This window comes from Serratia sp. LS-1 (assembly GCF_003719595.1).
Taxonomy (GTDB): Bacteria; Pseudomonadota; Gammaproteobacteria; order Enterobacterales; family Enterobacteriaceae; genus Serratia; species Serratia ureilytica.
In genome coordinates, this window is sequence record NZ_CP033504.1 from 4,858,292 (window position 1) to 4,882,287 (window position 23,996).

The following is a 23,996-nucleotide window of genomic DNA, read 5'->3' on the forward strand; positions in this document are numbered from 1 at the left end:
GTCAGCATGCCTATCCAGGTGTTACCGCCACAGCTCGCCAACCAGATCGCCGCCGGAGAGGTGGTCGAACGCCCCGCGTCGGTCGTCAAAGAGCTGGTGGAAAACAGCCTGGACGCCGGTGCGACGCGCATCGATATCGATATCGAACGCGGCGGCGCCAAGTTGATCCGCATTCGCGACAACGGCTGCGGCATCGGCAAGGACGATCTGGCGCTGGCGCTGGCGCGGCACGCCACCAGTAAAATCAGCACGCTCGACGACCTGGAGGCGATCGTCAGCCTCGGTTTTCGCGGCGAAGCGCTGGCCAGCATTAGCTCGGTTTCCCGTTTGACCCTGACGTCGCGCACCGCAGATCAGAGCGAAGCGTGGCAAGCCTATGCCGAAGGGCGCGAACAGGCGGTGACGGTCAAACCCGCCGCGCACCCGGTCGGCAGCACGCTGGAAGTGTTGGATCTGTTTTACAACACCCCGGCGCGCCGCAAGTTCATGCGCACCGAGAAAACCGAATTCGGCCATATCGATGAAGTGGTGCGGCGCATCGCGCTGGCGCGCTTCGATGTGGCGATCAACCTCAGCCACAACGGCAAACTGATCCGCCAATATCGGGCGGCGAAGGAAGAAAGCCAGCACGAGCGCCGTTTGGGCAGCATCTGCGGCCCGGCGTTTTTGCAGCATGCGCTGAACATCGACTGGCAGCATGGCGATCTGAGCATCCGCGGTTGGGTGGCGGATCCGGACGGGGCGCGCCAGCTGGGTGAAATGCAGTATTGCTACGTCAACAGCCGCATGATGCGCGATCGCTTGATCAACCACGCCATTCGTCAGGCCTATCAGGATCAGTTGAAAGACGATCAGCAGCCCGCTTACGTGTTGTATCTGGAGGTGGATCCGCACCAGGTGGACGTCAACGTTCATCCCGCCAAGCACGAGGTGCGTTTCCATCAGGCGCGGCTGGTGCACGATTTTATCTACCAGGCGGTGACCACGGTGCTGCAACAGGCCGGGCAGACGCCGTCGCTGCCGCTGGCGGAAACGCCTGACGAGGCGCCTGCGCCGGTCTGGCAGCAGGAAAACCGCGTCGCCGCCGGCGGCAACCATTTTTCACAGCCGGCGCCGCGTCGCGAAGCGCCGCCACCGGCCGGCGCTGCCCGCGAGCGCGCCCCCCAGCAGGGCTGGCAAACGGCGGGCGGTTACCAGAAACGCGAAGGTGAGCTGTATGGCAAACTGATGCGGCCTGCCGCCGAGCCGCAGGCCGAGGCCGCGCCGGAAGCCCCGAGTCGGCCGCCGCTGTTCCCACCGGTGAAAGCCGCCGTGGAAACGCCGTTGGCGAGCGGGCAACACAGCTTTGGCCGGGTGCTGATGATCCATCCGCCGTGCTACGCACTGATTGAACAGCGCCAGCAGCCGGCGTTGCTCAACCTGACGGTGGCCGAGCGCTGGCTGCGCCAGGCGCAGCTCAATCCGCCGACGGAAGGGCTGCGGCCGCAGCCGCTGCTGATCCCAGTCAAGCTGACGTTGGACAAGAACGAAGCGGCGGCCATCGCGCGGCATCAGGCGCTGCTGACGATGATGGGGCTGGATTTGCAGACGGATCACGGCCGTGTGACGCTGCGCGCAGTGCCTTTACCATTACGCCAACAAAATTTACAAAAACTGATACCCGAACTGTTAGGCTATCTGGCCGAGCATCAGGAGATGTCGCCCGCGGTGTTGGCCACCTGGCTCGCTCGCCGTCTCGGCAGCGAACATGAACAGTGGAACACCTCGCAAGCGATACAATTGCTGACCGACGTTGAACGACTTTGCCCGCAGCTGGTCAAATCGCCACCGAGCGGACTTTTACAACCCGTTGATTTACAGGCCGCACTGGCGGCCCTCAAGCATGACTGAAACTGAAATGACATCACGTCCCCCGGCTATTTTCATCATGGGGCCGACCGCCTCGGGCAAGACCGCGCTGGCGATCGCGCTGCGCGAGCGCCTGCCGGTGGAACTGATCAGCGTCGATTCCGCGCTGATTTATCGCGGCATGGATATCGGCACCGCCAAGCCGAGCGCCGAAGAATTGGCGCAGGCGCCGCATCGGCTGATCGATATTCGCGATCCCGCCGAAGCTTACTCGGCTGCGGAGTTCCGCGCCGATGCGCTGAAAGAGATGGCCGACATCACCGCCGCCGGCCGCATTCCGCTGTTGGTGGGCGGCACCATGTTGTATTTCAAGGCGTTGCTGGAAGGATTGTCGCCGTTGCCGTCCGCCGATCCCGCAGTGCGCGAGCGCATCGAACGGCAAGCGGCGGAGCAGGGCTGGGAGGCGCTGCACCGTCAGTTACAGGCGATCGATCCGGTCGCGGCAGTGAGAATTCATCCGAATGATCCGCAGAGACTGTCCAGAGCACTGGAAGTTTTTTTTATTTCGGGTAAAACTTTAACGGAACTGACTAAAATTTCGGGTGAATCGTTACCGTATCAAGTTCACCAATTTGCGATAGCGCCGACCAGCCGTGAGTTGATCCATCAACGCATCGAGCTGCGGTACCATCAAATGTTGGCGGCGGGTTTTGAGACGGAAGCGCGTGCACTTTTCGCACGGGGTGATTTGCATACGGACTTGCCCTCCATTCGCTGTGTCGGTTACCGCCAGATGTGGTCATACTTGTCTGGTGAAATTAGTTACGATGAGATGGTTTATCGTGGTATTTGCGCAACACGTCAGTTGGCTAAACGCCAGATGACCTGGTTACGGGGTTGGGAGTCGGTCCATTGGTTGGACAGTGAAAAGCCGGGAGAGGCTTTGGACTCGGTGACACAGGTTGTTAGTGCATAGGTTGGGTGATTGTGTACAATTGCTGAGTATTCAGCGCGCAAATTTTTTACGTCGTTTATTTTAGAGCCGACAGGTTCTTAGTTACAAACAACAAGCAAATAAGGAAAAGATAGAATGGCTAAGGGGCAATCTTTGCAAGATCCGTTCCTGAACGCATTGCGTCGTGAACGTGTTCCGGTTTCTATTTATTTGGTGAATGGTATTAAGCTGCAAGGCCAGATTGAGTCTTTTGACCAGTTTGTCATCCTGTTGAAGAACACGGTTAGCCAGATGGTGTACAAGCACGCTATCTCTACCGTTGTCCCGTCACGCCCGGTCTCGCATCACAGCAACAATCCGAGCGGCGGTTCAAGCAACTATCACCATGGTAACAATCCGTCTGCGCAGCAACAGCCGCAGCAGGAAAGCGATGACGCTGAATAAAGCGCGTTGCAAGTCAACCATGACGGGGAGCATAAGCAGCCGCGTGCTGTTTATGTCCCCCAAACTCACGGTGAGTGTCCGTTTGAGAGGTTGCACGCTTGTTTGACCGTTATGAAGCCGGTGAGCAGGCCGTACTGGTTCATATCTATTTCTCGCAAGACAAAGATACGGAAGATCTCAGCGAGTTCGAATCGCTGGTCTCCTCAGCCGGTGTCGAAGCTTTGCAAGTGGTGACTGGTAGCCGCAAAGCCCCGCATCCGAAGTACTTTGTCGGCGAAGGAAAGGCCGAAGAAATTGCAGATGCGGTGAAAGCCAGCGGCGCGTCTGTTGTCCTGTTTGATCATTCCCTTTCCCCGGCGCAGGAAAGAAACCTTGAGCGCCTGTGCGAATGCCGGGTGATCGATCGCACCGGGCTGATTTTAGACATTTTCGCCCAGCGTGCCCGCACCCATGAAGGTAAGCTGCAGGTGGAGCTGGCGCAGCTGCGTCACATCGCCACGCGTCTGGTACGCGGCTGGACGCACCTGGAGCGGCAAAAAGGGGGGATAGGCCTGCGCGGGCCGGGGGAAACCCAGCTTGAGACCGACCGTCGCCTGTTACGCGATCGCATCAGCTTGATTCTGCGCCGCCTGGAGCGGGTAGAGAAGCAGCGTGAACAAGGCCGACGCGCGCGGACCCGCGCCGATGTGCCGACCGTATCGCTGGTGGGCTATACCAACGCCGGCAAATCCACCCTGTTTAACCGAATAACGTCTGCCGAGGTGTATGCGGCGGACCAGCTATTTGCCACCCTGGATCCTACGTTGCGGCGCATTGACGTGCCGGACGTGGGGGATACCGTGTTGGCGGATACCGTAGGCTTTATCCGGCACCTGCCGCACGATCTGGTGGCCGCCTTCAAGGCGACGCTGCAGGAGACGCGCCAGGCCTCTTTGCTGCTGCACGTCATCGACGCGGCGGATCCGCGCGTCGACGAGAACATCGACGCGGTGAACACCGTGCTGGCGGAGATAGACTCGGATGAAATCCCTACACTGTTAGTGATGAACAAAATAGATATGCTGGACGATTTTGTGCCGCGTATCGACCGCAACGATGAAAACCTGCCGATCCGGGTGTGGCTGTCCGCCGCCAGCGGAGAGGGTATTCCGTTGCTGTATCAGGCGTTGACGGAGCGCTTATCGGGGGAGATCGCGCATTACGAATTGCGCTTACCGCCACGGGCAGGCCGTCTTCGCAGCCGTTTTTACCAGCTTCAGGCGATTGAAAAAGAGTGGAACGAAGAGGACGGCAGCATTGGCGTGGTGGTGCGAATGCCGATCGTCGAATGGCGTCGTCTCTGCAAGCAAGAACAGGACCTGATTGACTTTATCGTATGATCATATCCTGTTACATTTATGCTTCGCGAAAGCCTGAAGTACCCAATCACAGAATATGGAGCTAAAACATGGCGTGGAATCAGCCCGGTAATAACGGACAGGACCGCGACCCGTGGGGGAGCAGCAATAACAATGGCGGCAACTCTGGCGGTAACAACAAAGGCGGTCGTGATCAAGGGCCACCTGATTTGGATGATATCTTCCGCAAACTGAGCAAGAAATTGAGCGGTTTTGGCGGAGGCAAAGGCTCCAACAGCAATAGCGGCGGCACCGGGGCCTCCGGCCCGGGTTTCAGCGGCCGCATTATCGGTATCGCGGCGGTTGCCGTGGTGGTGATCTGGGCCGCCAGCGGCTTCTACACCATCAAGGAAGCCGAGCGCGGCGTCGTGACGCGTTTCGGTAAGTTCAGCCACCTGGTGCAGCCGGGCCTGAACTGGAAGCCGACCTTCATCGACGACGTGCGTCCGGTGAACGTGGAATCCGTGCGTGAGCTGGCGGCGTCCGGCGTGATGCTGACCTCCGATGAAAACGTGGTGCGCGTGGAAATGAACGTGCAGTACCGCGTGACCAATCCGGAAGCGTACCTGTTCAGCGTCGTCAATGCCGACGACAGCCTGAGCCAGGCGACCGACAGCGCCCTGCGCGGCGTGATCGGCAAATACTCGATGGATCGCATCCTGACCGAAGGCCGTACCGTGGTGCGTAACGATACGCAGCGCATGCTGGAAGAGACCATTCGTCCTTACAACATGGGCATCACGCTGCTGGACGTCAACTTCCAGGCGGCGCGTCCGCCGGAAGAGGTGAAGGCGTCGTTCGACGATGCGATCGCCGCGCGTGAGAACGAGCAGCAATACATCCGTGAAGCGGAAGCTTACGCCAACGAAGTTCAGCCGCGTGCGAACGGCCAGGCGCAGCGTCTGCTGGAAGACTCCAAGGCTTATAAAGACCGCACCGTCCTGGAAGCTCAGGGTGAGGTGGCGCGCTTTGCCAAGCTGTTGCCGGAATACAAGTCCGCCCCGCAGATCACCCGCGAGCGTCTGTATATCGAAACCATGGAAAAAGTGCTGGGCCATACCCGTAAGGTGTTGGTGAGCGACAAAGGCAACAACCTGATGGTGCTGCCGCTGGATCAGATGCTGCGCGGCCAAGGCGCGGCGACGGAGAGCGGCAACAAGGATACCAGCCTGATTCGCCTCAATCCGAATCCAGCACCGGCTGCCAACAGCAGCACCCCGCGCACCAGCAGCGGATCGGTTATGGATCAGCGCCGGGCGAATGCGCAGCGTGACGACACCACTCGCGTAGGGAGAGAGTAATCAATGCGTAAGTCTTTTGTAGTTATTGTCCTCGCGGTGCTGGTGGTGCTGTACGCTTCGCTGTTCGTGGTGCAGGAAGGCCAGCGCGGCATTGTGCTGCGCTTCGGCAAAGTGCTGCGCGACGGCGAAAACAAGCCGCTGGTGTATGCGCCGGGTCTGCACCTCAAGATCCCGTTCATTGAGACCGTGAAGAACCTGGATGCGCGTATCCAGACCATGGACAACCAGGCCGATCGCTTCGTGACCAGCGAGAAGAAAGACCTGATCGTTGACTCCTATCTGAAGTGGCGCATCAGCGACTTCAGCCGCTACTATCTGGCGACCGGCGGCGGCGACGTCTCCCAGGCCGAAGTGCTGCTGAAGCGTAAGTTCAGCGACCGTCTGCGTTCCGAAATCGGCCGCCTGGACGTGAAAGACATCGTGACCGACTCGCGCGGCAAGCTGATGTCTGACGTGCGTGACGCGCTGAACACCGGCACCGTGGGTGACGGCGAAGAAGTGGCGACCACCGAAGCCGATGACGCTATCGCCTCTGCGGCGGCGCGCGTTGAGCGGGAAACCACCGGCAAACAGCCGCAGGTGAACCCGAACAGCATGGCGGCGTTGGGCATCGAAGTGATCGACGTGCGTATCAAGCAGATCAACCTGCCGGCCGAAGTCTCCGACGCCATCTACCAGCGTATGCGCGCCGAGCGTGAAGCGGTAGCCCGTCGCCTGCGCTCGCAGGGCCAGGAAGAAGCCGAGAAACTGCGTGCCAGCGCGGACTACGAAGTGACCCGTACCCTGGCGGAAGCCGAGCGTCAGGCGCGTATCACCCGTGGTGAAGGCGATGCTGAAGCAGCCAAGCTGTTCGCCAACGCGTTCAGCCAGGATCCGGACTTCTATGCCTTTATCCGCAGCCTGCGTGCCTATGAAGCCAGCTTCAAGGACAACCAGGACGTGCTGGTACTGAGCCCGGACAGTGATTTCTTCCGCTACATGAAGTCGCCTGATACCCTGCGCAAATAAGCGCGGCAGGCAATCTGATCGAGGGCCCGTTTTCGCGGGCCCTTTCTCGTTTTTGGGGGATGCATGAACTCAACGATTTGGCTGGCGCTCGGGCTGGTCCTGGTGCTGGAAGGACTGGGGCCGATGCTGTTTCCGCAGGCCTGGCGCAAAATGATTGTGGCGATGTCGCAATTGCCGGACGCGACGCTGCGGCGATTTGGCGGTGGAATAGTGGTTGCGGGCTGCGTGATCTACTACATGTTGAGCGGCCGCACGGGTCTTTAAAGTCTAGCCCAAAATTTATGCAATCGTATGCTAAAAGTGCTGAAAATCGAAAATTACGGTGGTAGAATCCATTTTTAAGCAATCGGTGATTTTGAAAAATGGGTAAGAACGTCGTCGTACTGGGCACCCAATGGGGTGACGAAGGTAAAGGCAAGGTTGTAGACCTGCTGACTGAACGGGCTCAATATGTTGTGCGCTACCAAGGTGGCCATAACGCTGGCCACACTCTGGTAATCAACGGTGAAAAAACCGTTCTTCATTTAATTCCTTCAGGCATTCTGCGTGAAAACGTCACCAGCATCATCGGCAACGGTGTTGTTCTGGCGCCGGACGCGTTGATGAAAGAAATGGGTGAACTCGAAGCGCGTGGCATCCCGGTACGCGAACGTCTGTTACTCTCTGAAGCTTGCCCGTTGATCCTGCCTTACCACGTTGCGTTGGATAACGCGCGTGAGAAAGCGCGCGGCGCGAAAGCGATCGGCACCACCGGTCGCGGCATCGGCCCGGCTTACGAAGATAAAGTGGCTCGTCGCGGTCTGCGCGTCGGCGATCTGTTCAACAAAGAAACCTTCGCCGTTAAGCTGAAAGAGATCGTCGATTACCACAACTTCCAACTGGTCAACTACTACAAAGTTGAAGCCGTCGATTATCAGGCGACGCTGGACTACGTGCTGTCTATCGCCGATATCCTGACCGCGATGGTGGTTGACGTTTCCGAACTGCTGGACGGCGCGCGCAAGCGTGGCGATCTGATCATGTTCGAAGGCGCTCAGGGCACCCTGCTGGATATCGACCACGGTACTTACCCGTACGTGACCTCTTCCAACACCACCGCCGGCGGCGTGGCTACCGGTTCCGGCATCGGCCCGCGTTATGTGGACTACGTGCTGGGCATCGTGAAAGCCTACTCCACTCGCGTGGGTGCAGGCCCGTTCCCAACCGAACTGTTCGATGAAACCGGCGAGTACCTGTGCAAGCAGGGTAACGAGTTCGGCGCCACCACCGGCCGTCGTCGTCGTACCGGCTGGCTGGACGCGGTAGCGGTGCGTCGCGCGGTGCAGATCAACTCCCTGTCCGGCTTCTGCCTGACCAAACTGGACGTCCTGGACGGCCTGAAAGAAGTGAAGATCTGCGTGGGTTACCGCATGCCGGACGGCCGTGAAGTGGACACCACTCCGCTGGCGGCTGAAGGCTGGGAAGGCATTGAGCCTATCTACGAAACCATGCCGGGCTGGAGCGAAACCACCTTTGGCGTGAAAGAGCACAGCAAGCTGCCTCAGGCTGCGCTGAACTACATCAAGCGCATCGAAGAAGTGACCGGCGTACCGGTAGACATCATCTCTACCGGCCCGGATCGCAGCGAAACCATGATCCTGCGCGACCCGTTCGACGCATAATCAGGCTTTGCGGCATTAAACAAACCGGGCGCGTCCCGGTTTGTTTTTATCCTGACTCCCTCCGATTGCGGTTTCACGTCAAAAAATCCTTTCATAAACCCGCCTTAGGGCGCGGGATTCGCTAAATAATTAGCGACGAACTCTCCGGCTGGTTTATTATCCAATGAGTAATCTTTTGAATAGCGCCGAAAAGCGGCGTATCAGACGGGTAAAGTCATACCCAGAGGTAAGATGTGCAGTTAACAAGTTTTACTGATTATGGTCTGCGGGCGTTGATCTACATGGCCTCGTTGCCGCAGGACAAGATGACCAGTATCTCGGAAGTGACCGAGGTGTATGGCGTGTCTCGCAACCATATGGTGAAGATCATCAATCAGTTGAGCCGGGTCGGTTTTGTCACGGCGGTGCGCGGCAAGCATGGCGGCATCCGTTTGGGCAAACCGGCCGAGAGCATTCGCCTCGGCGATGTCGTGCGGGCGCTGGAGCCGCTTGCGCTGGTTAACTGCAGCAGCGAGTTTTGCCACATCACCCCTGCCTGCCGATTGAAGCAGGTGCTCCAACAGGGCGTACAGAATTTCCTTGAAGAGCTGGATAAGCATACGTTGGCCGACATGGTCGAAGACAATCCGCCGCTCTACAAGCTATTGCTTGTCGAATAAAACGACGTTGAGAAGACAAGGCTCAACGTCATCCTGCTGATGACAACGGAGGAACCGCAATGTCACAAGATCCATTCCTGGAACGAGAAGCAGAAAAATACGAATCTCCCATCCCCAGCCGTGAATATATCCTGGCCCATTTGGCGAAACGAGAAACGCCGGCCAGCCGCGAAGAACTGGGCAACGAATTGGGCCTCAGCGGCGAAGAACAGCTGGAAGCGCTGCGCCGCCGCCTGCGCGCCATGGAGCGCGATGGCCAGTTAGTGTTTACCCGCCGCCAGTGCTACGCGCTGCCGGAGCGTTTGGACCTGTTGCGCGGCACGGTGATCGGCCACCGCGACGGCTATGGCTTCCTGCGCGTTGAAGGCAGCAAAGACGATCTCTATCTGTCCGCCGAACAGATGAAAATGGCGATCCACGGTGACGTGGTGCTGGCGCAGGCGCTGGGCGCGGATCGCAAAGGGCGTCGCGAAGCGCGCATCGTGCGCGTGCTGGTGCCGAAAACCAGCCAGATCGTCGGCCGCTTCTTCATGGATGCCGGTACCGGCTTCGTGGTGCCGGACGACAGCCGTCTGAGCTTCGATATTCTGATCCCGGCGGACAGCGTCAGCGGTGCGCGCATGGGCTACATGGTGGTGGTGGAGCTGACTCAACGCCCAACCCGCCGCACCAAAGCGGTCGGCAAGATCGTCGAGATCCTCGGCGACAAAATGGGCACCAGCATGGCGGTGGATATCGCGCTGCGCACCCATGAGATCCCGCATACCTGGCCACCGCAGGTGGAAAAGCAGGTGGCCGATCTCAGCGAACAGGTGCCGGAAGCGGCCAAGAAGGGCCGCGTCGATCTGCGCAAGCTGCCGTTGGTCACCATCGACGGTGAAGACGCGCGCGACTTCGATGATGCCGTGTACTGCGAGAAAAAACGCGGCGGCGGCTGGCGCCTGTGGGTAGCGATCGCCGACGTCAGCTACTATGTGCGTCCACGCACCGCGCTGGACGACGAAGCGCGCAGCCGCGGCAACTCGGTGTATTTCCCGTCGCAGGTGATCCCGATGCTGCCGGAAGTGCTGTCCAACGGGCTGTGCTCCCTGAACCCGCAGGTCGATCGCCTGTGCATGGTGTGCGAGATGACCATCTCCGCCCAGGGGCGCCTGTCCACGGCCAAGTTCTACGAGGCGGTGATGAGCTCCCACGCCCGCCTGACCTACAACAAGGTGTGGCACATTCTGCAGGGCGATCAGGAGCTGCGCGAGCATTACCACCCGCTGGTCAAGCACCTGGAAGAGCTGCACGCCATGTACAAGGTGCTGGATAAGGCGCGCGCCGAGCGCGGCGGCATCGCGTTTGAAACCGAAGAAGCCAAATTCATCTTCAACGCCGAACGCCGCATCGAGCGCGTGGAGCCGACGGTGCGCAACGACGCCCACAAGCTGATCGAAGAGTGCATGATCATGGCCAACGTGGCGGCCGCGCGCTTCGTCGAGAAACGCAACGAGCCGGCGCTGTACCGCGTGCACGATCGTCCGAGCGATGACCACATCTCCGCGCTGCGCAGCGTGCTGAGCGAGCTGGGGCTGACGCTGGGCGGCGGCAACAAGCCGCAGCCGAAGGACTATGCGGTGCTGATGGATGAAGTGTCCGAGCGCCCTGACCACGAAATGCTGCAAACCATGTTGCTGCGCTCGATGAAGCAGGCGATTTACGATCCGGAAAACCGCGGCCACTTCGGCCTGGCGCTGGCCTCTTACGGCCACTTCACCTCGCCGATCCGCCGTTATCCGGATCTGGCGTTGCACCGCGCGATCAAATACCAGTTGGCCAAAGAGCATGGCGAGCCGAAAGAGCGCTGGACGCCGACCGGCGGCTGGCACAGCGAATTCGAAGAGATGCTGCAGCTGGGCGAACACTGTTCGATGACCGAGCGCCGCGCGGACGAAGCGACGCGCAACGTCGCCGACTGGCTGAAGTGCGACTTCATGCAGGATCACGTCGGTGAAGTGTTCAGCGGCATCATCTCCAGCGTGACCGGCTTCGGCTTCTTCGTGCGCCTGAACGATCTGTTCATCGACGGGCTGGTGCACGTATCAACGCTGGATAATGATTACTATCGCTACGATAATATCGGCCAGCGCCTGATCGGCGAGTCTTCCGGCACGGTCTATCGCCTGGGGGATACGGTGGAGATCCGCGTGGATGCGGTGCATATGGACGAGCGCAAGATCGACTTCGCGCTGGTATCCAGCACCCGTAAAGCGCGCGGTGAAGGTAAAACCGAGCGCGATCGCGCCAAGAAGGGCGGCCAGCGCACGTTGCGCGACAATGGCAACGCGGGGCGCGGCAAGCGCCGCGGCGGCAAACCGCCGGCCAACTTCGAGCCGGACAGCGCCTTCCGCAAGCAGGATGACGCCAAGCCCGCGGACAACGTGAAGAAGGCGAAGAAGAAAGCCAAGAAAGCGTCCGACAAAACGCGGAAAATCGCGGCGGCGACCAAAGCCAAACGCGCAGCCAAGAAGAAAGGTGCCGAGCAGGCTTAACCTGCCGCACATCGTTATCATCGGCCGGTTATCGCCGGCCGCACGAATTTAAAAGAGCATCATGAGCGAAATTATTTACGGCATCCACGCCGTCAAAGCCCTGTTAGAGCGCGATCCGCAACGCTTCCTGGAAGTGTTTATCCTGAAAGGCCGCGAAGATCGCCGCCTGCAGCCGCTGATCGCCGAGCTGGAAGCGACCGGCATCGTGATCCAGGTGGCGAACCGCCAATGGCTGGATGACAAGGTTGAAGGCGCGGTGCACCAGGGGATCATCGCCCGGGTGCGCGAAGGGCGTCAGTATCAGGAGAACGATCTGCCGGGCTTGTTGGAGAGCGTGGAAACGCCATTCCTGCTGGTGCTGGACGGCGTGACCGACCCGCATAACCTCGGCGCCTGCCTGCGCAGCGCCGATGCGGCCGGCGTGCACGCGGTGATCGTGCCCCGCGATCGTTCCGCCCAGTTGAACGCCACTGCCAAGAAAGTGGCCTGCGGCGCCGCCGAAAACGTGCCGTTGATCCGCGTGACCAATCTGGCGCGCACGCTGCGTCTGCTGCAAGAGATGAATGTCTGGGTCGTCGGCACCGCCGGCGAAGCCGACCATACGCTGTATCAAAGCAAAATGACCGGCCCGATGGCGCTGGTGATGGGCGCGGAAGGCGAAGGCATGCGCCGCCTGACCCGCGAACACTGCGATGAGCTGATCAGCATCCCGATGGCCGGTACCGTCTCTTCACTGAACGTGTCGGTCGCCACCGGCATCTGCCTGTTCGAAGCGGTGCGCCAGCGCGGCTGATTCTTCTGACGGGGGCGCCGTGCTCCCGTTAATTCCCCCTCTTGTGATCCCGCCTGCGGCAGAAATCTCTGCGCCGACCATACTTACCCCTGACGCTTTTTTCAGGGAGCACTCTCATGGTCTGGACTACGCACACCGTTTTTAACCAACCCAAGCCGCTGGGCAACAGCAACCTGTTTCTCTCCGATACGCCGCTGCGCGAAGCGTTGCAGCGCGAGCAAGGCGGTTGGGACGCCGAGGTATTGGCTTCGCTGGGCCAGCAGCTCGGCACGCAGGAGTCGCTGGAACTGGGGCGGCTGGCCAACGCCAACCCGCCGGAGCTGCTGCGCTACGACGCCACCGGCCAGCGGCTGGACGACGTTCGCTTTCACCCGGCCTGGCATATCCTGATGCAGGGGCTGATCGCCAACCGGGTGCACAACCTGCCCTGGCAGGAGGATGCGCGCATCGGTTCCTTCGTGGCGCGCGCCGCGCGCTTTATGCTGCATGCGCAGGTCGAGGCCGGCACGCTCTGCCCGGTGACCATGACCTTCGGCGCCACGCCGCTGCTGCTGCAGGCGTTACCGGCCGAGTTTCGCTCCTGGCTGACGCCGCTGCTGTCGGATCGTTATGACGCTCACCTGCTGCCGGGCGGGCAGAAGCGCGGCTTGCTGATCGGCATGGGCATGACGGAGAAACAGGGCGGCTCCGACGTGTTGAGCAATACCACCACCGCCACGCCGCTCGGCGCGCGCGGGCCGGGCGAAGCCTACCGGCTGGTGGGGCACAAGTGGTTCTTCTCGGTGCCGCAAAGCGATGCGCACCTGGTGCTGGCGCAGGCCGAAGGCGGGCTGTCCTGCTTCTTCCTGCCGCGTATTTTGCCGGACGGCAGCCGCAACGCCATTCGCCTTGAGCGGTTGAAAGACAAGCTGGGCAACCGCTCCAACGCCAGCAGCGAGGTGGAGTTTCAGGACGCCACGGCCTGGCTGCTGGGCGATGAGGGCGACGGCGTGCGGCATATCCTGAAGATGGGCGGCCTGACCCGTTTCGACTGTTCGCTGGGCAGCCACGGCCTGATGCGCCGCGGGCTGTCGGTGGCGCTGTATCATGCGCTGCAGCGGCAGGCGTTCGGCAAGTTGTTGATAGAACAACCGCTGATGCGCCAGGTCTTGGCGCGCATGGCGCTGCGGCTGGAAGGGCATACCGCGTTGCTGTTCCGGCTGGCCCGCGCCTGGGAGAGCCGCAGCAATGAAGGCGAACTGATCTACAGCCGGCTGCTGACCCCGGCGGCCAAATACAGCATTTGCCGTCAGGGCATGCCGTTCATCGCCGAGGCTATGGAGGTGCTGGGCGGCATCGGTTACTGCGAGGAGAGCGAGCTGCCGCGCCTGTACCGTGAAATGCCGGTGAACAGCATCTGGGAGGGCTCCGGCAACATCATGTGTCTGGACGTGTTGCGCAGTCTGCATAAACTGCCGGGCGCGCTCGAGATGTTGCAGTTCGAGCTGCAGCCGGTGCGCGGCCAGAATCGGTTGTTCGATCACGCCTGGCGGCAGTGGCAGCAGCGTGCCCGGCAACCGAGCGAGGAGATGGGGCGGCTGCTGACTCAACAGCTGTTCGACCTGTGCTGCGCCGCGCAGCTGCTGCAGCACGCCAGCCCGCAGATCGCCGACGCCTGGTGTCATCTGACGCTGGATCACCGCGGCGAGAGCCTGCTGTCGGCCGAGGTGTGCGAACTGCTGCTGAACCGCGCCATCGGCGGTTAGGGAAAAGGGTGGCGCGCGGCGGCGAAAACCTTTTTAATTCAGCCTCACTCTGACAGGAAAATGCACATGGATATTCTCAGCGCGTTGGCGGCGTTCGCCTCTTATTTCTTCAGCGGTTTCGCCATGATTTTGGTGTTTCTGTTCGTCTATACCCGCATCACTCCGCACGACGAATGGGCGCTGATCAAGGCCGATAATCAATCCGCCGCCTTTGCTTTCATCGGCGCTTGCCTGGGGTATGTGATCCCGTTGGCCAGCGCGGCGATCAACTCGATCAGCCTGCTGGATTACCTGCTGTGGGGCGTGGTGGCGCTGGTGGTGCAACTGCTGCTGTTCGCCGCCGTGAAGATCTACATGCCGCGCATCAGCGACAAGATAGAAGCGAATCACCTGGCCGCCGGGATTTTCCTGGGGGGCGTCTCCGTCAGCGGCGGGGTGTTGAATGCGGCTTGCATGAGCTACTAAAGGTATAAGATGGCCGAGGCGCGCCAGCCAAGTGGGTGCGCCTGCTCTTCCATCCGCAGGATGCGGTAATAGCTGGCGCCGTGTTGGTCGGCGGTGCGGGCGATGGCCAGTTCCGCCTCCTGCGGTGAGCCGGGCAGATCGTTGAAGGTGATCTCGGCGATTTCACTGAGCGGCGTCACGCGATCGGCGGGCGCCAGCTCGGCGGACTGTGCGCCGGTGCTGAGCAATCCCATGGAAAGCAAGAGGGAGGTGAGTGCGGTGGAGCGTTTCATGGCGTTCCCCTTCGTCAGATCCTGAATCGACACCCGCAACATGCGGCATGCTGTCCCTCAGTGTGCAACACCCTTCTTCAGCCAGTGCAAAGCCAGTGTAAAGCTGCTTAAAAAATCCCCGCTTTAGCGATACAGGATCGCCTGGGAATACCATTGGCCCGGCACGACGGTTTCGCTGTTCATGATGATCACGTAATAACGGGCGCCGGCGGCGGTGGCCTTGCGTTGGATCTCCGCTTCCACGTCCATCGGGCTGCCGCGCACCACGGCGGTGACGGTGCCCATTTTCACCAGCTCGGCGGTCTGCGCGCGAACGATCTCCTGCGCCTGAGCGGTGGGGGGCGGCGGCGGTTTCGGCGTGGTGGTCATGATGCCGCAGGCGGAAAGCTGTGCGGCCAGCGTCAGGGTAATGAGTGTGCGGGCAATCGTCATGGTGACCTCGTAAGCGCCGGTGCGATGGCTTCAGTGTAACGCAATATAAGCTGTAACAGATTGAGCTAACGCTGCTTCGCGCAAGTTTGTCATGATGAATGCCAACAGGTGAGTTGAGGATGAACGGATGATCGAAATTCATGACGAGCAGGCTGGCGATATCGCGGTGATCCATGCGGTGCCGGCGGGGCAGTATCATCGGCCGCTGCCGACGGTGTTCTTCTGCCATGGCTATACCTCGTCGAAAGAGGTATACGCTTATTTCGCCTATGCGCTGGCGCGCGCCGGTTTTCGGGCGGTGTTGCCGGATGCCGATCGGCACGGCGAGCGATTCGACGGCGATGAGGCGCGGCGCCTGGCGTCATTCTGGGAGATCCTGCGCAGCAATATCGACGAACTGCCGCAGATCAACGCGCATTTTGAGCGGCTTGGCCTGATCGCCGACGGCCGCATCGGCGTCGCCGGCGCCTCAATGGGCGGCATGACCGCGCTTGGCGCCTTCGCGCGCTTTCCGTGGATCCGTGCGGCCGCCAGCCTGATGGGTTCCGGCTATTACCGTGCGCTGGCGCAAACGCTGTATCCGCCGTTGGGCGAGACGGGCGAGGCGCTCTCGCCGGCGGCGTTTGCGGCGCGCACCGCCGTGCTGGCGGAGTATGAGCTGGAAGGACGTTTGGCGCAGATTGCAGGGCGGCCGCTGCTGCTGTGGCACGGCGAGACGGACGACGTGGTGCCGGCGGCGGACAGCCTGCGTTTGGCGGCTGAACTGCGGCAGCAAGGTGCGGACGGCCGTTTGACATCGCTCGTCGAGCCGGGCGTGAAGCATCGCATCACGCCGCTGGCGCTGTCCGCCACCACCGATTTCTTTCGCCGCGAATTGTAATGCGCCTCCGGGCGCGATGCGTGGAATTGCGGTGCTCTCTGTAGGCTGTTTCGGTCATTGTTTGACGCATGGCGGAGGAGAATGTCAGCGTGAATTCTTTCAGGGGCGGCAAGGAGCGGAGAGCATGATAAAGGGTATCAGCAATACGGCCGAGACAGCGCGCGGGCTGGCGGGAACGATGAAAGCGCGCGCCGATCTTAACTCAATGGCCTTCAGTGAGATGCTGGGGGCAGCCGACGGCAAGGCGCGGCAAAACAAGGCGAATCCGCTGTCGCGCATCACCGCGCATACGGTGCAAAACATGACGGCGCTGTTCGCCTCCGCGCCGAAAGCGGCGGCCGCGCAAACCGCGAAGGCCGGCTCGCTCTCCTTCGAGCAGCGGGCGACGCTGGAGGAAAGCGCCGAACTGCTGCAGGCACGGACAAACTATCTGCGGATGGCGCTGCAATTGCACAATCCGGGCAAGGCGTTCAGCGCGCCGACGTTGCTCAAACTGTGATGGGTGAGGAAGTGGAGCGCCCGACAGGCGGCGCTCCGGTGCGGACTGAACGGGCTTTCTGATGAAGCCCTGGGGATTTCCCTGGCGTGGCGCGTCTTTTTAACGGTACAGCTCGGCGCTGACGTGCATCGTGCTGTTGTCGCCCGGTTCGTGCAGGGCGATGATGCGATAAGAGCTTGCACCGCGTTGATCGGCGATTTTACTGACCTGGCTGCTGGCGTCATCCGGCGAGACCACGTTCTGGTTCAGGGTGACGAAGCCAACGCTCTGGCGTTGATCGGCCTGGTGCGAGGAGATCTCCGTCGCGGCCATCACGTTGGCGGAGAACAGGGCGGCAAGCGCCGTCGCGAGAATGATGCGTTTCATAGTGCCTCTCTTACTTTTTGCCGTTACGGCCTGACAGCGAGTGTCGCTGCGGCAAAAAGTCATTTATCTGCATTGAATAACCTGGAATCTTTTTCGTCGCGCTGTCTGCGGCGGATAAGGTTAATTTTAGTCGGTTGCGGCGGATTAAAAAGCGGGGCGTTTTGATGGCCTTTTTCAAAAAAAATGAAATAGATTTGTGACTCAGCGCTGATTTCATTGAAAGATTTTTGAAACTGATGGATTGGCGTACATAGGTTTCCCCGCCAGCAAATCGTGCTATTTCCCATACCCCCTCTCAATAACGCGAATAAAACCCACGCAGTCCTTGAGTTTCCCGCCCTGCGTCAGTATGATTACGCGTCATTTTTCAGCCGCACACTAAACACGTTCCTTGCTTCCATGGGCCGCGGTTGACCCTGACAGGAGGCTGAATAATCCGTAAGGAGCAATTCGATGCGTCATTACGAAATCGTTTTTATGGTCCATCCTGACCAAAGCGAACAGGTTCCGGGCATGATCGAGCGTTACAGTGCTACCATCACTAACGCGCAAGGTCAGATTCACCGTCTGGAAGACTGGGGCCGCCGTCAGCTGGCTTATCCGATCAACAAACTGCACAAAGCTCACTACGTTCTGCTGAACGTTGAAGCGCCGCAGGAAGCGATCGATGAGCTGGAAACTAACTTCCGCTTCAACGACGCCGTTATCCGCAGCATGGTTATGCGCGTTAAGCACGCGGTAACTGAAGCATCTCCGATGGTTAAAGCGAAAGACGAACGTCGTGGCGATCGCCGCGAAGACTTCGCTAACGAAACCGCAGATGATGCAGATGCTGGGGATTCTGAAGAGTAATTGCCGCCGTGACGGCTAATCGTCTGGTTTTGTCGGGCACTGTGTGCAAGGCGCCGGTTCGAAAAGTGAGTCCTTCCGGGATACCGCACTGCCAATTTGTGCTAGAGCACCGTTCGCAGCAGATGGAAGCCGGATTCAGCAGACAAGCATGGTGCCGAATGCCCGTGGTTGTCAGCGGACAACAGTCACAAGCACTAACTCAAAGATTAACGGTCGGCAGTCAGATTACCGTGCAAGGCTTTGTAAGCTGCCATCAAGGGCGCAACGGGCTGAGCAAATTGGTTCTGCATGCCGAGCAGATTGAATTGATAGATTCTGGAGACTAGCCAAATGGCACGTTATTTCCGTCGTCGCAAGTTCTGCCGTTTCACCGCGGAAGGCGTTCAAGAGATTGACTATAAAGACATCGCTACGCTGAAAAACTACATCACCGAAAGTGGTAAAATTGTACCGAGCCGTATCACCGGTACTCGTGCAAAATATCAGCGCCAGCTGGCCCGTGCTATCAAGCGCGCGCGCTACCTGTCTTTGTTGCCGTACACTGATCGTCATCAGTAATCGGCCACTGTCCATTAACGACTTTGAGAGGATAAGGTAATGCAAGTTATTCTGCTTGATAAAGTAGCAAACCTGGGCAGCCTGGGTGATCAAGTTAACGTTAAAGCGGGCTACGCTCGTAACTTCCTGGTACCACAGGGCAAAGCTGTTCCTGCTACCAAGAAAAACGTTGAGTTCTTCGAAGCACGCCGTGCTGAACTGGAAGCCAAACTGGCTGACGTTCTGGCTGCTGCTGAAGCTCGCGCAACCAAGATCAACGAACTGGGTTCAGTGACCATCGCTTCCAAATCTGGCGACGAAGGTAAACTGTTCGGCTCTATCGGCACCCGCGACATCGCTGACGCAGTGACTGCGGCAGGCGTTGAAGTTGCCAAGAGCGAAGTTCGTCTGCCGAACGGCGTTCTGCGTACCACTGGTGAGCACGAAGTGCACTTCCAGGTACACAGCGACGTGTTCGCACAGCTGAATGTAGTTGTGGTTGCAGAAGCGTAATTTACGCTGCTGTTAACCCGGTTAAAACGCCAGCCTCGCGCTGGCGTTTTGCTTTTCTGCGCCCGGCAAAACGCGCTACGCTAGAAGACGGGATGAAAAGGGAGAGCGTGTGATGGCAACGATTACGCTACAGCGGGTTTACGATTTCAGCGCGCCGGCGCCGGCGCATTGCTATCTGATAGACAGGCTATGGCCGCGCGGCATCAGCAAGGAGAGGCTGGCGGGCGTGCAGTGGTTGAAACAGGTGGCGCCGGATGACGAGCTGCGCAAGTGGTTCCATCAGCATACCGACCAGTGGGAAGCCTTCGAGGCGCGTTACCGCCAACAGCTGGCGGCCAACGACGCCTGGCAGCCGCTGGTGGCGCTGTTGCGGCAGGGGGAGGCGCTGACGCTGCTGTATGGCAGCAAAGATACCGAGCACAACCAGGGCGTGGTGCTGCGCGAGTTTTTGCTGGCGCAGCTTTAGCGATTAGCGTTCCCGGCGGTAGCTGCCGTCGGCCTGGCGGCGGAACAGCGCCTGGCTGTTGTCCACGGTGGTGACCGACAGCGCGTTAATCACGCCGTTGGCGTCGCGTTCGATGCGCACTTCCTGACCGGCTTTCATGTTGCTCAGCGGTTTGTCGCCGCCTTCCACCTGCGCCATGGCGAACACCTCATTCACCGGCAGATTGTTGTCGCGAAACAGCTGGGCCAGCGTCTGGCCGGGCTGGATCTGATAACGCTGCCAGTTGCCCGCCGGCGTCGGTTCGTTGGCCGGCGTGGCGGCGCCACCGCCGTTTTGCAGCTCAGCCTGCAGCGGCACGCTGGTTTCCTGCTGAGAGACCGGGAACGGCTGTCTTTCGGGCGAGTAGGGCCACAGCAACGCCAGCAGCAGAATGATGCCGAAGATCAGCACCCAGCGGCGGTGAAAGTAGGGCAGTGGTTCCATCCAATGGAAGCCGTCCGGCAGATGCCAGACTTTGGCCAGCAGCGCTTTGACCCGCTGCATCTTGTCGTTGGCCGACGGCGGTTCCGATGGCGACTCCGCGTCTTCCTGCGTGGGTGCGGCGCCGGGTTTCAGGCGCTGGCTGACGTTCAGCCAGGTGCGCAGCAGCGGCTGGTAGATGCGGGTGGTTTTCCTTCTCCTGGGCGCGATTCTGCCCATGGTGACCTCTCTTCGACGGCGTAATAATAAGCGCGGCGCGGCAAGCGCGTCGCCTGCCCGATATCCTGCTTTCAGTATAGTCCGCTAACTGATTGAAGTGAAAGGCGGCTGAGCGGCAGGGCCGGGGTTTGCGGCTGCGGGCGTTAACAGAAGGTTATTGTTTCTTTTTCTACGACAAAAGTCATCATTCTCCACACAAGATTTTACCCGGCATTGACGCGCTGTTATGCTGCGCTTTCGACTTTTTACAGACTTAAGGAAAACCCCATGACAACCCCTTCTTTTGACAGCGTTGAAGCGCAAGCAAGTTACGGGATTGGTTTACAGGTCGGCCAGCAGCTGCAAGAGTCCGGGCTGGAAGGTTTGCAACCGGAAGCTTTGCTGGCGGGTCTGCGCGACGCGCTGGAAGGGAATGCCCCGGCGGTTCCGGTAGACGTGGTGCACCGTGCGCTGCGTGAAATCCACGAGCGTGCGGATACGGTGCGCCGCGAGCGCCAGCAGGCGATGGCCGTTGAAGGCCAGAAATTCCTGGACGACAACGCCAAGCGCGACGACGTGACGCTGACCGAGTCTGGCCTGCAGTTCTCCGTACTGGAGCAGGGCAACGGCCCAATCCCGTCCCGTCAGGATCGCGTGCGTGTGCACTACACCGGCCGTCTGATCAACGGCGACGTGTTCGACAGCTCGGTCGAGCGCGGCCAGCCGGCAGAATTCCCGGTCAGCGGCGTGATCCCAGGCTGGATCGAAGCGCTGACCCTGATGCCGGTCGGTTCCAAATGGCAGCTGTATATCCCGCACAACCTGGCCTACGGCGAGCGTGGCGCAGGCGCGTCCATCCCGCCGTTCAGCGCGCTGGTGTTCGACGTCGAGCTGCTGGAAATCCTGTAATCCCACCGAGGATTACTCTGGGCGCCTTCGTGGCGCCCTTATTTTATGCGCCGCTCAGCGCGCGCGGGAACAGCAGATTGTTTTCCAGGCTGATGTGCTCCATCAGATCGCCGATGAACTCATCGATGCCGTTATACAGCGCTCGCCAGGTGGTACAGGCGCCCTCCGGCGGCGTCACGTTATCGGTGAGGAATTTCACCACCTCCAATTGCTCACCCGCCTCGTCATGCTCGTGTTCCATCACCGAGATCGGTCCGGCGGCCTGCGGCCCCATGCCCTGCTTGATCAGCGGGAACAGGATCTGCTCCTCTTTCATCATGTGATCCTCCAGATCCAGACGGATCAGGTTCAGCTGCTTCGCCAGTCCGCGCGGGCAGGTGGGTTTGTCGCCATGCACGCGTTCGACTTTTTCCGCCATTAGCACCAGTTCGGACAACTGCTCGCGGTGCCGCTGATGAAAGCGCGGCAGAATGTAATCGATCACCTCACCGAGCGGCGCCGTGCGCCAGTCCCGACTGTGCGCCGGCGTGGCGGCCAGGGCGGCCAGTTCGTTTTCCAGTCTGTCGATATCCAGCCCTTTGCGCTCGGCGGCGCGTGCCAGCGATTGCCTGCCGCCGCAGCAGAAATCCAGCTGATGCTGGCGAAACAGGCGGGATGCCCGGGGAATGGCGATAGCGAGCGCGCCAAGGGATTGATTGCGGTAATCCATGGTAGTGCCTCTTTAAACGAAGGAATTTTATAACATGCATTTTAAATGCAATTTAATGGGCGCGCCAGCGGGAAAATAGAGGAGATGGCCGGGGGATTGCCCCGGCCTGGCGATTATTTCGCGCTTAAATCGATGCGATAGACCGCGAAACCGATATGGTCATGGCCTTCGGCGGTCATCGGGTATTGGGCGTGCTCCTTGATAAACGCCGTCGCTTTGTCCGATGGCGAGGTCTCGAAGCGGATATCCAGCGGCTGCTTGCTGCTGAAGTTAGCCAAACGCCAATTGTTGTCCGCCTGCGGGCGCACCGCGCCATGCCGCTGGGTTTCGGCGGTGATGTAGGCCGCCAGCACCGAGCGGTTTTCATCCGGCGAAGCGAAGGCGATATGTTTGTCGCCGGTGCCGGCAAACTTGCCGCCGTAGGCGCGGTAGTTGTTGGTGGCAACCAGGAAGGTGGCGTTCGGATCGATCGGCTTGCCGTTGAAGGTCAGCTGCTTGATGCGCTCCGCCTTAGCGTTGATCAGCTGGCATTCGCCGTCGTAGCGCGCCGGTTGGCTGACGTCGATCTGGTAGTTGACGCCGTCGATCACGTCGAAGTTATAGGTGCGGAAGCCGTCCCAGTTGATCAAGCCTTGCGGCTTGGCGCTGTTGACGTCGATCTGGTTGAACTGGCCGGCGGAGCACTCCAGCCACTCTTTCACCTCTTTGCCGCTGGCCTTCACCACTACCAGCGTATTGGGATAGAGATAGAGATCGGCGGCGTTGCGGAAGGTGAGCTGGCCTTTTTCCACTTCGACGAAGCTGGCGGGGTCGTTCTTGCGGCCGCCGACCTTGAACGGGGCCGCCGCGGACAGCACCGGCAGATCGGCCAGATCCGGGTCGCCCTGGATGTAATGTTCGACGTAGGCCTTCTGCGCATTGTTGACGATCTGCACCGTCGGATCGTCCTGCACCAGCGCCAGGTAGCTGTACATGTTGCCGTCGGATTTACCGATCGGCTGGCTGACGAACTCGCGCGTGCCTTTGTGATCGTCCGCCAACACCTTCACCAGCGCGGCATCTTCCGCCGCCAGCGATTTCTTGTTCTCTTTGTCGTAGATCGGCCGCGCTTCCGCTTTGGCGGCGGTCACTTTCCAACTGCCGCCATCGTTGTTGAGCTGCAGATCGACCACGCCGAGATGGTCGCCCCATTGGCCCGGCATCACCGCCGGTACGCCATTCAGCAGGCCTTTGTCGATATCCGCGCCTTTGATGTTGGCGAAGTCCTTGCTCGGGAACACCGCGTGGGCGTGGCCGAACATGATGGCGTCGATGCCGGGCACCTGGCTGAGGTAATAGACCGAGTTTTCCGCCATCGCCTTGTAAGGCTCGCTGGACAACCCGGAATGCGGGATCGCCACCACCAGATCGGCGCCCTGTTTACGCATCTGCGGCACGTAGCGCTTGGCGGTGGCGGTGATGTCGTCCACCGTCACTTTGCCCTGCAGGTTGGCTTTGTCCCACACCAGGATCTGCGGCGGCACGAAGCCGATGTAGCCGATGCGCAGCGTATGCGCCTTGCCATCGCGATCCTTCACCGGGGTATCGACGATGATGTATGGCGTGAACAGCGGTTTTTGCGTTTTGGCGTCGATGACGTTGGCGTTGATGTACGGGAATTTGGCGCCGGCGATGGCGTTCTTCAGGTAGTCCAGCCCGTAGTTGAACTCATGGTTGCCGATGTTGCCGACCACATAGTCCAGCGTGTTCATCGCCTTATAGACCGGGTGCACGTCGCCCGGTTTCAGCCCTTTGGCCGCCATGTAATCGCCGAGCGGGCTGCCCTGAATGATGTCGCCGTTATCCACCAACACCGCGTTGGCGGCCTGCTGGCGCGCCTGTTGGATCAGGCTGGCGGTGCGCACCAGGCCGAACTTGTCGGTCGGCGTGTCCTTGTAGTAATCGAAGTCCATCATGTTGCTGTGCAGATCGGTGGTTTCCAGCACGCGCAGATCGACGGTGGCCGCCTGCGCCGAGGCGCACACCAGCAGCGCAAGCGCGGACAGCGTCAGTGGATGCTTCATCATTTGGGGTTCTCTCCATTCCATTATTCGA

At 60.1% G+C, this 23,996-nt stretch carries 28 protein-coding genes; 21 read left to right on the forward strand and 7 right to left on the reverse strand.

Going from position 1 to position 23,996, the window contains the following annotated elements; all coding sequences use genetic code 11:
- Positions 1-6: 6 nt before the first annotated feature.
- The 13 genes from mutL to EDY99_RS23155 all read left to right on the forward strand — a co-directional run bounded on the left by mutL (position 7) and on the right by EDY99_RS23155 (position 14,810).
- Positions 7-1,890 (forward strand): DNA mismatch repair endonuclease MutL, encoded by a 1,884-nt coding sequence (gene mutL, locus EDY99_RS23095; protein ID WP_123062088.1) that lies wholly within the window; start codon positions 7-9, stop codon positions 1,888-1,890.
- Entirely contained in the window at positions 1,883-2,824 is a 942-nt protein-coding gene (miaA, locus tag EDY99_RS23100) for a tRNA (adenosine(37)-N6)-dimethylallyltransferase MiaA (RefSeq protein ID WP_047025079.1), read from the forward strand. Before mutL ends, miaA begins: the two co-directional genes overlap by 8 nt.
- 114 nt (positions 2,825-2,938) lie before the next feature.
- Positions 2,939-3,247, forward strand: coding sequence for an RNA chaperone Hfq (gene hfq / locus EDY99_RS23105; RefSeq protein WP_004933678.1), 309 nt, complete (start codon positions 2,939-2,941; stop codon positions 3,245-3,247).
- 98 nt (positions 3,248-3,345) lie between these two features.
- A complete protein-coding gene (gene hflX, locus EDY99_RS23110) occupies positions 3,346-4,626 on the forward strand; it encodes a ribosome rescue GTPase HflX (RefSeq protein ID WP_033641625.1) in 1,281 nt (426 codons plus the stop codon).
- Positions 4,627-4,694: 68 nt separating this feature from the next.
- On the forward strand, positions 4,695-5,945 hold the full coding sequence (gene hflK, locus EDY99_RS23115; RefSeq protein WP_033641626.1) for an FtsH protease activity modulator HflK: 1,251 nt from the start codon (positions 4,695-4,697) through the stop codon (positions 5,943-5,945).
- 3 nt (positions 5,946-5,948) lie between these two features.
- Positions 5,949-6,953, forward strand: a complete 1,005-nt coding sequence (gene hflC / locus EDY99_RS23120) for a protease modulator HflC (RefSeq protein ID WP_004933669.1) — start codon at positions 5,949-5,951, stop codon at positions 6,951-6,953.
- Between the two features lie 63 nt (positions 6,954-7,016).
- Positions 7,017-7,217, forward strand: coding sequence for a DUF2065 domain-containing protein (locus EDY99_RS23125; RefSeq protein ID WP_004933666.1), 201 nt, complete (start codon positions 7,017-7,019; stop codon positions 7,215-7,217).
- 98 nt (positions 7,218-7,315) lie between these two features.
- Complete coding sequence (locus EDY99_RS23130; protein WP_025159583.1) at positions 7,316-8,614, forward strand: adenylosuccinate synthase; 1,299 nt, start codon at positions 7,316-7,318, stop codon at positions 8,612-8,614.
- A 233-nt stretch (positions 8,615-8,847) separates the two neighbouring features.
- Positions 8,848-9,273, forward strand: coding sequence for a nitric oxide-sensing transcriptional repressor NsrR (nsrR, locus tag EDY99_RS23135; RefSeq protein WP_015376391.1), 426 nt, complete (start codon positions 8,848-8,850; stop codon positions 9,271-9,273).
- 59 nt (positions 9,274-9,332) lie between these two features.
- The gene (rnr, locus tag EDY99_RS23140; protein WP_033641627.1) at positions 9,333-11,807 is read left to right on the forward strand and encodes a ribonuclease R; all 2,475 of its coding nucleotides are present in this window, start codon (positions 9,333-9,335) and stop codon (positions 11,805-11,807) included.
- A 61-nt stretch (positions 11,808-11,868) separates the two neighbouring features.
- On the forward strand, positions 11,869-12,600 hold the full coding sequence (gene rlmB / locus EDY99_RS23145; RefSeq protein ID WP_004933653.1) for a 23S rRNA (guanosine(2251)-2'-O)-methyltransferase RlmB: 732 nt from the start codon (positions 11,869-11,871) through the stop codon (positions 12,598-12,600).
- 116 nt (positions 12,601-12,716) lie between these two features.
- On the forward strand, positions 12,717-14,345 hold the full coding sequence (locus EDY99_RS23150) for an isovaleryl-CoA dehydrogenase (protein ID WP_123062089.1): 1,629 nt from the start codon (positions 12,717-12,719) through the stop codon (positions 14,343-14,345).
- Between the two features lie 66 nt (positions 14,346-14,411).
- Positions 14,412-14,810 (forward strand): DUF350 domain-containing protein, encoded by a 399-nt coding sequence (locus tag EDY99_RS23155; protein ID WP_015376394.1) that lies wholly within the window; start codon positions 14,412-14,414, stop codon positions 14,808-14,810.
- Here the strand turns inward: EDY99_RS23155 and EDY99_RS23160 are convergent.
- The gene (locus tag EDY99_RS23160; RefSeq protein ID WP_025305027.1) at positions 14,807-15,082 is read right to left on the reverse strand and encodes a DUF1471 domain-containing protein; all 276 of its coding nucleotides are present in this window, start codon (positions 15,080-15,082) and stop codon (positions 14,807-14,809) included. The genes EDY99_RS23155 and EDY99_RS23160 overlap by 4 nt on opposite strands.
- 123 nt (positions 15,083-15,205) lie before the next feature.
- Positions 15,206-15,514 (reverse strand): biofilm peroxide resistance protein BsmA, encoded by a 309-nt coding sequence (gene bsmA, locus EDY99_RS23165; RefSeq protein ID WP_033651492.1) that lies wholly within the window; start codon positions 15,512-15,514, stop codon positions 15,206-15,208.
- Positions 15,515-15,641: 127 nt separating this feature from the next.
- Between bsmA and yjfP the strand changes: the two genes are divergently transcribed.
- Entirely contained in the window at positions 15,642-16,394 is a 753-nt protein-coding gene (gene yjfP / locus EDY99_RS23170) for an esterase (RefSeq protein WP_116286787.1), read from the forward strand.
- A gap of 124 nt (positions 16,395-16,518) precedes the next feature.
- Positions 16,519-16,893 carry a hypothetical protein gene (locus EDY99_RS23175; RefSeq protein WP_033641632.1) on the forward strand — a complete coding sequence of 125 codons (375 nt, stop codon included), beginning with the start codon at positions 16,519-16,521 and terminating at the stop codon, positions 16,891-16,893.
- 99 nt (positions 16,894-16,992) lie between these two features.
- Here EDY99_RS23175 and EDY99_RS23180 read toward each other — a convergent pair whose 3' ends face one another.
- Positions 16,993-17,259: a DUF1471 domain-containing protein gene (locus EDY99_RS23180; RefSeq protein WP_033638913.1), complete on the reverse strand. Its 267-nt coding sequence runs from the start codon at positions 17,257-17,259 to the stop codon at positions 16,993-16,995.
- A gap of 10 nt (positions 17,260-17,269) precedes the next feature.
- Entirely contained in the window at positions 17,270-17,476 is a 207-nt protein-coding gene (locus tag EDY99_RS24715; protein WP_129993662.1) for a hypothetical protein, read from the reverse strand.
- Positions 17,477-17,712: 236 nt separating this feature from the next.
- Here EDY99_RS24715 and rpsF point away from each other — a divergent pair, with 236 nt between their 5' ends.
- The 5 genes from rpsF to EDY99_RS23205 all read left to right on the forward strand — a co-directional run bounded on the left by rpsF (position 17,713) and on the right by EDY99_RS23205 (position 19,627).
- The gene (gene rpsF / locus EDY99_RS23185; RefSeq protein WP_004933634.1) at positions 17,713-18,111 is read left to right on the forward strand and encodes a 30S ribosomal protein S6; all 399 of its coding nucleotides are present in this window, start codon (positions 17,713-17,715) and stop codon (positions 18,109-18,111) included.
- Positions 18,112-18,119: 8 nt separating this feature from the next.
- Positions 18,120-18,437, forward strand: coding sequence for a primosomal replication protein N (gene priB, locus EDY99_RS23190; RefSeq protein ID WP_049233092.1), 318 nt, complete (start codon positions 18,120-18,122; stop codon positions 18,435-18,437).
- Positions 18,438-18,441: 4 nt separating this feature from the next.
- Positions 18,442-18,669, forward strand: a complete 228-nt coding sequence (gene rpsR, locus EDY99_RS23195; RefSeq protein WP_000135199.1) for a 30S ribosomal protein S18 — start codon at positions 18,442-18,444, stop codon at positions 18,667-18,669.
- Positions 18,670-18,708: 39 nt separating this feature from the next.
- A complete protein-coding gene (gene rplI, locus EDY99_RS23200; protein ID WP_004933629.1) occupies positions 18,709-19,161 on the forward strand; it encodes a 50S ribosomal protein L9 in 453 nt (150 codons plus the stop codon).
- A 112-nt stretch (positions 19,162-19,273) separates the two neighbouring features.
- Complete coding sequence (locus EDY99_RS23205; RefSeq protein ID WP_042783523.1) at positions 19,274-19,627, forward strand: DUF488 domain-containing protein; 354 nt, start codon at positions 19,274-19,276, stop codon at positions 19,625-19,627.
- A gap of 3 nt (positions 19,628-19,630) precedes the next feature.
- Here EDY99_RS23205 and EDY99_RS23210 read toward each other — a convergent pair whose 3' ends face one another.
- Positions 19,631-20,305, reverse strand: coding sequence for an OapA family protein (locus EDY99_RS23210; protein WP_123062090.1), 675 nt, complete (start codon positions 20,303-20,305; stop codon positions 19,631-19,633).
- 267 nt (positions 20,306-20,572) lie between these two features.
- Here EDY99_RS23210 and EDY99_RS23215 point away from each other — a divergent pair, with 267 nt between their 5' ends.
- Complete coding sequence (locus EDY99_RS23215) at positions 20,573-21,193, forward strand: peptidylprolyl isomerase (protein ID WP_123062091.1); 621 nt, start codon at positions 20,573-20,575, stop codon at positions 21,191-21,193.
- Positions 21,194-21,236: 43 nt separating this feature from the next.
- On the opposite strand, the gene ytfE is transcribed toward EDY99_RS23215, so the two are convergent.
- Positions 21,237-21,902 carry an iron-sulfur cluster repair protein YtfE gene (gene ytfE / locus EDY99_RS23220; RefSeq protein WP_033641636.1) on the reverse strand — a complete coding sequence of 222 codons (666 nt, stop codon included), beginning with the start codon at positions 21,900-21,902 and terminating at the stop codon, positions 21,237-21,239.
- Positions 21,903-22,015: 113 nt separating this feature from the next.
- Positions 22,016-23,968 carry a bifunctional 2',3'-cyclic-nucleotide 2'-phosphodiesterase/3'-nucleotidase gene (locus EDY99_RS23225; protein WP_033641637.1) on the reverse strand — a complete coding sequence of 651 codons (1,953 nt, stop codon included), beginning with the start codon at positions 23,966-23,968 and terminating at the stop codon, positions 22,016-22,018.
- Positions 23,969-23,996 lie beyond the last annotated feature (28 nt).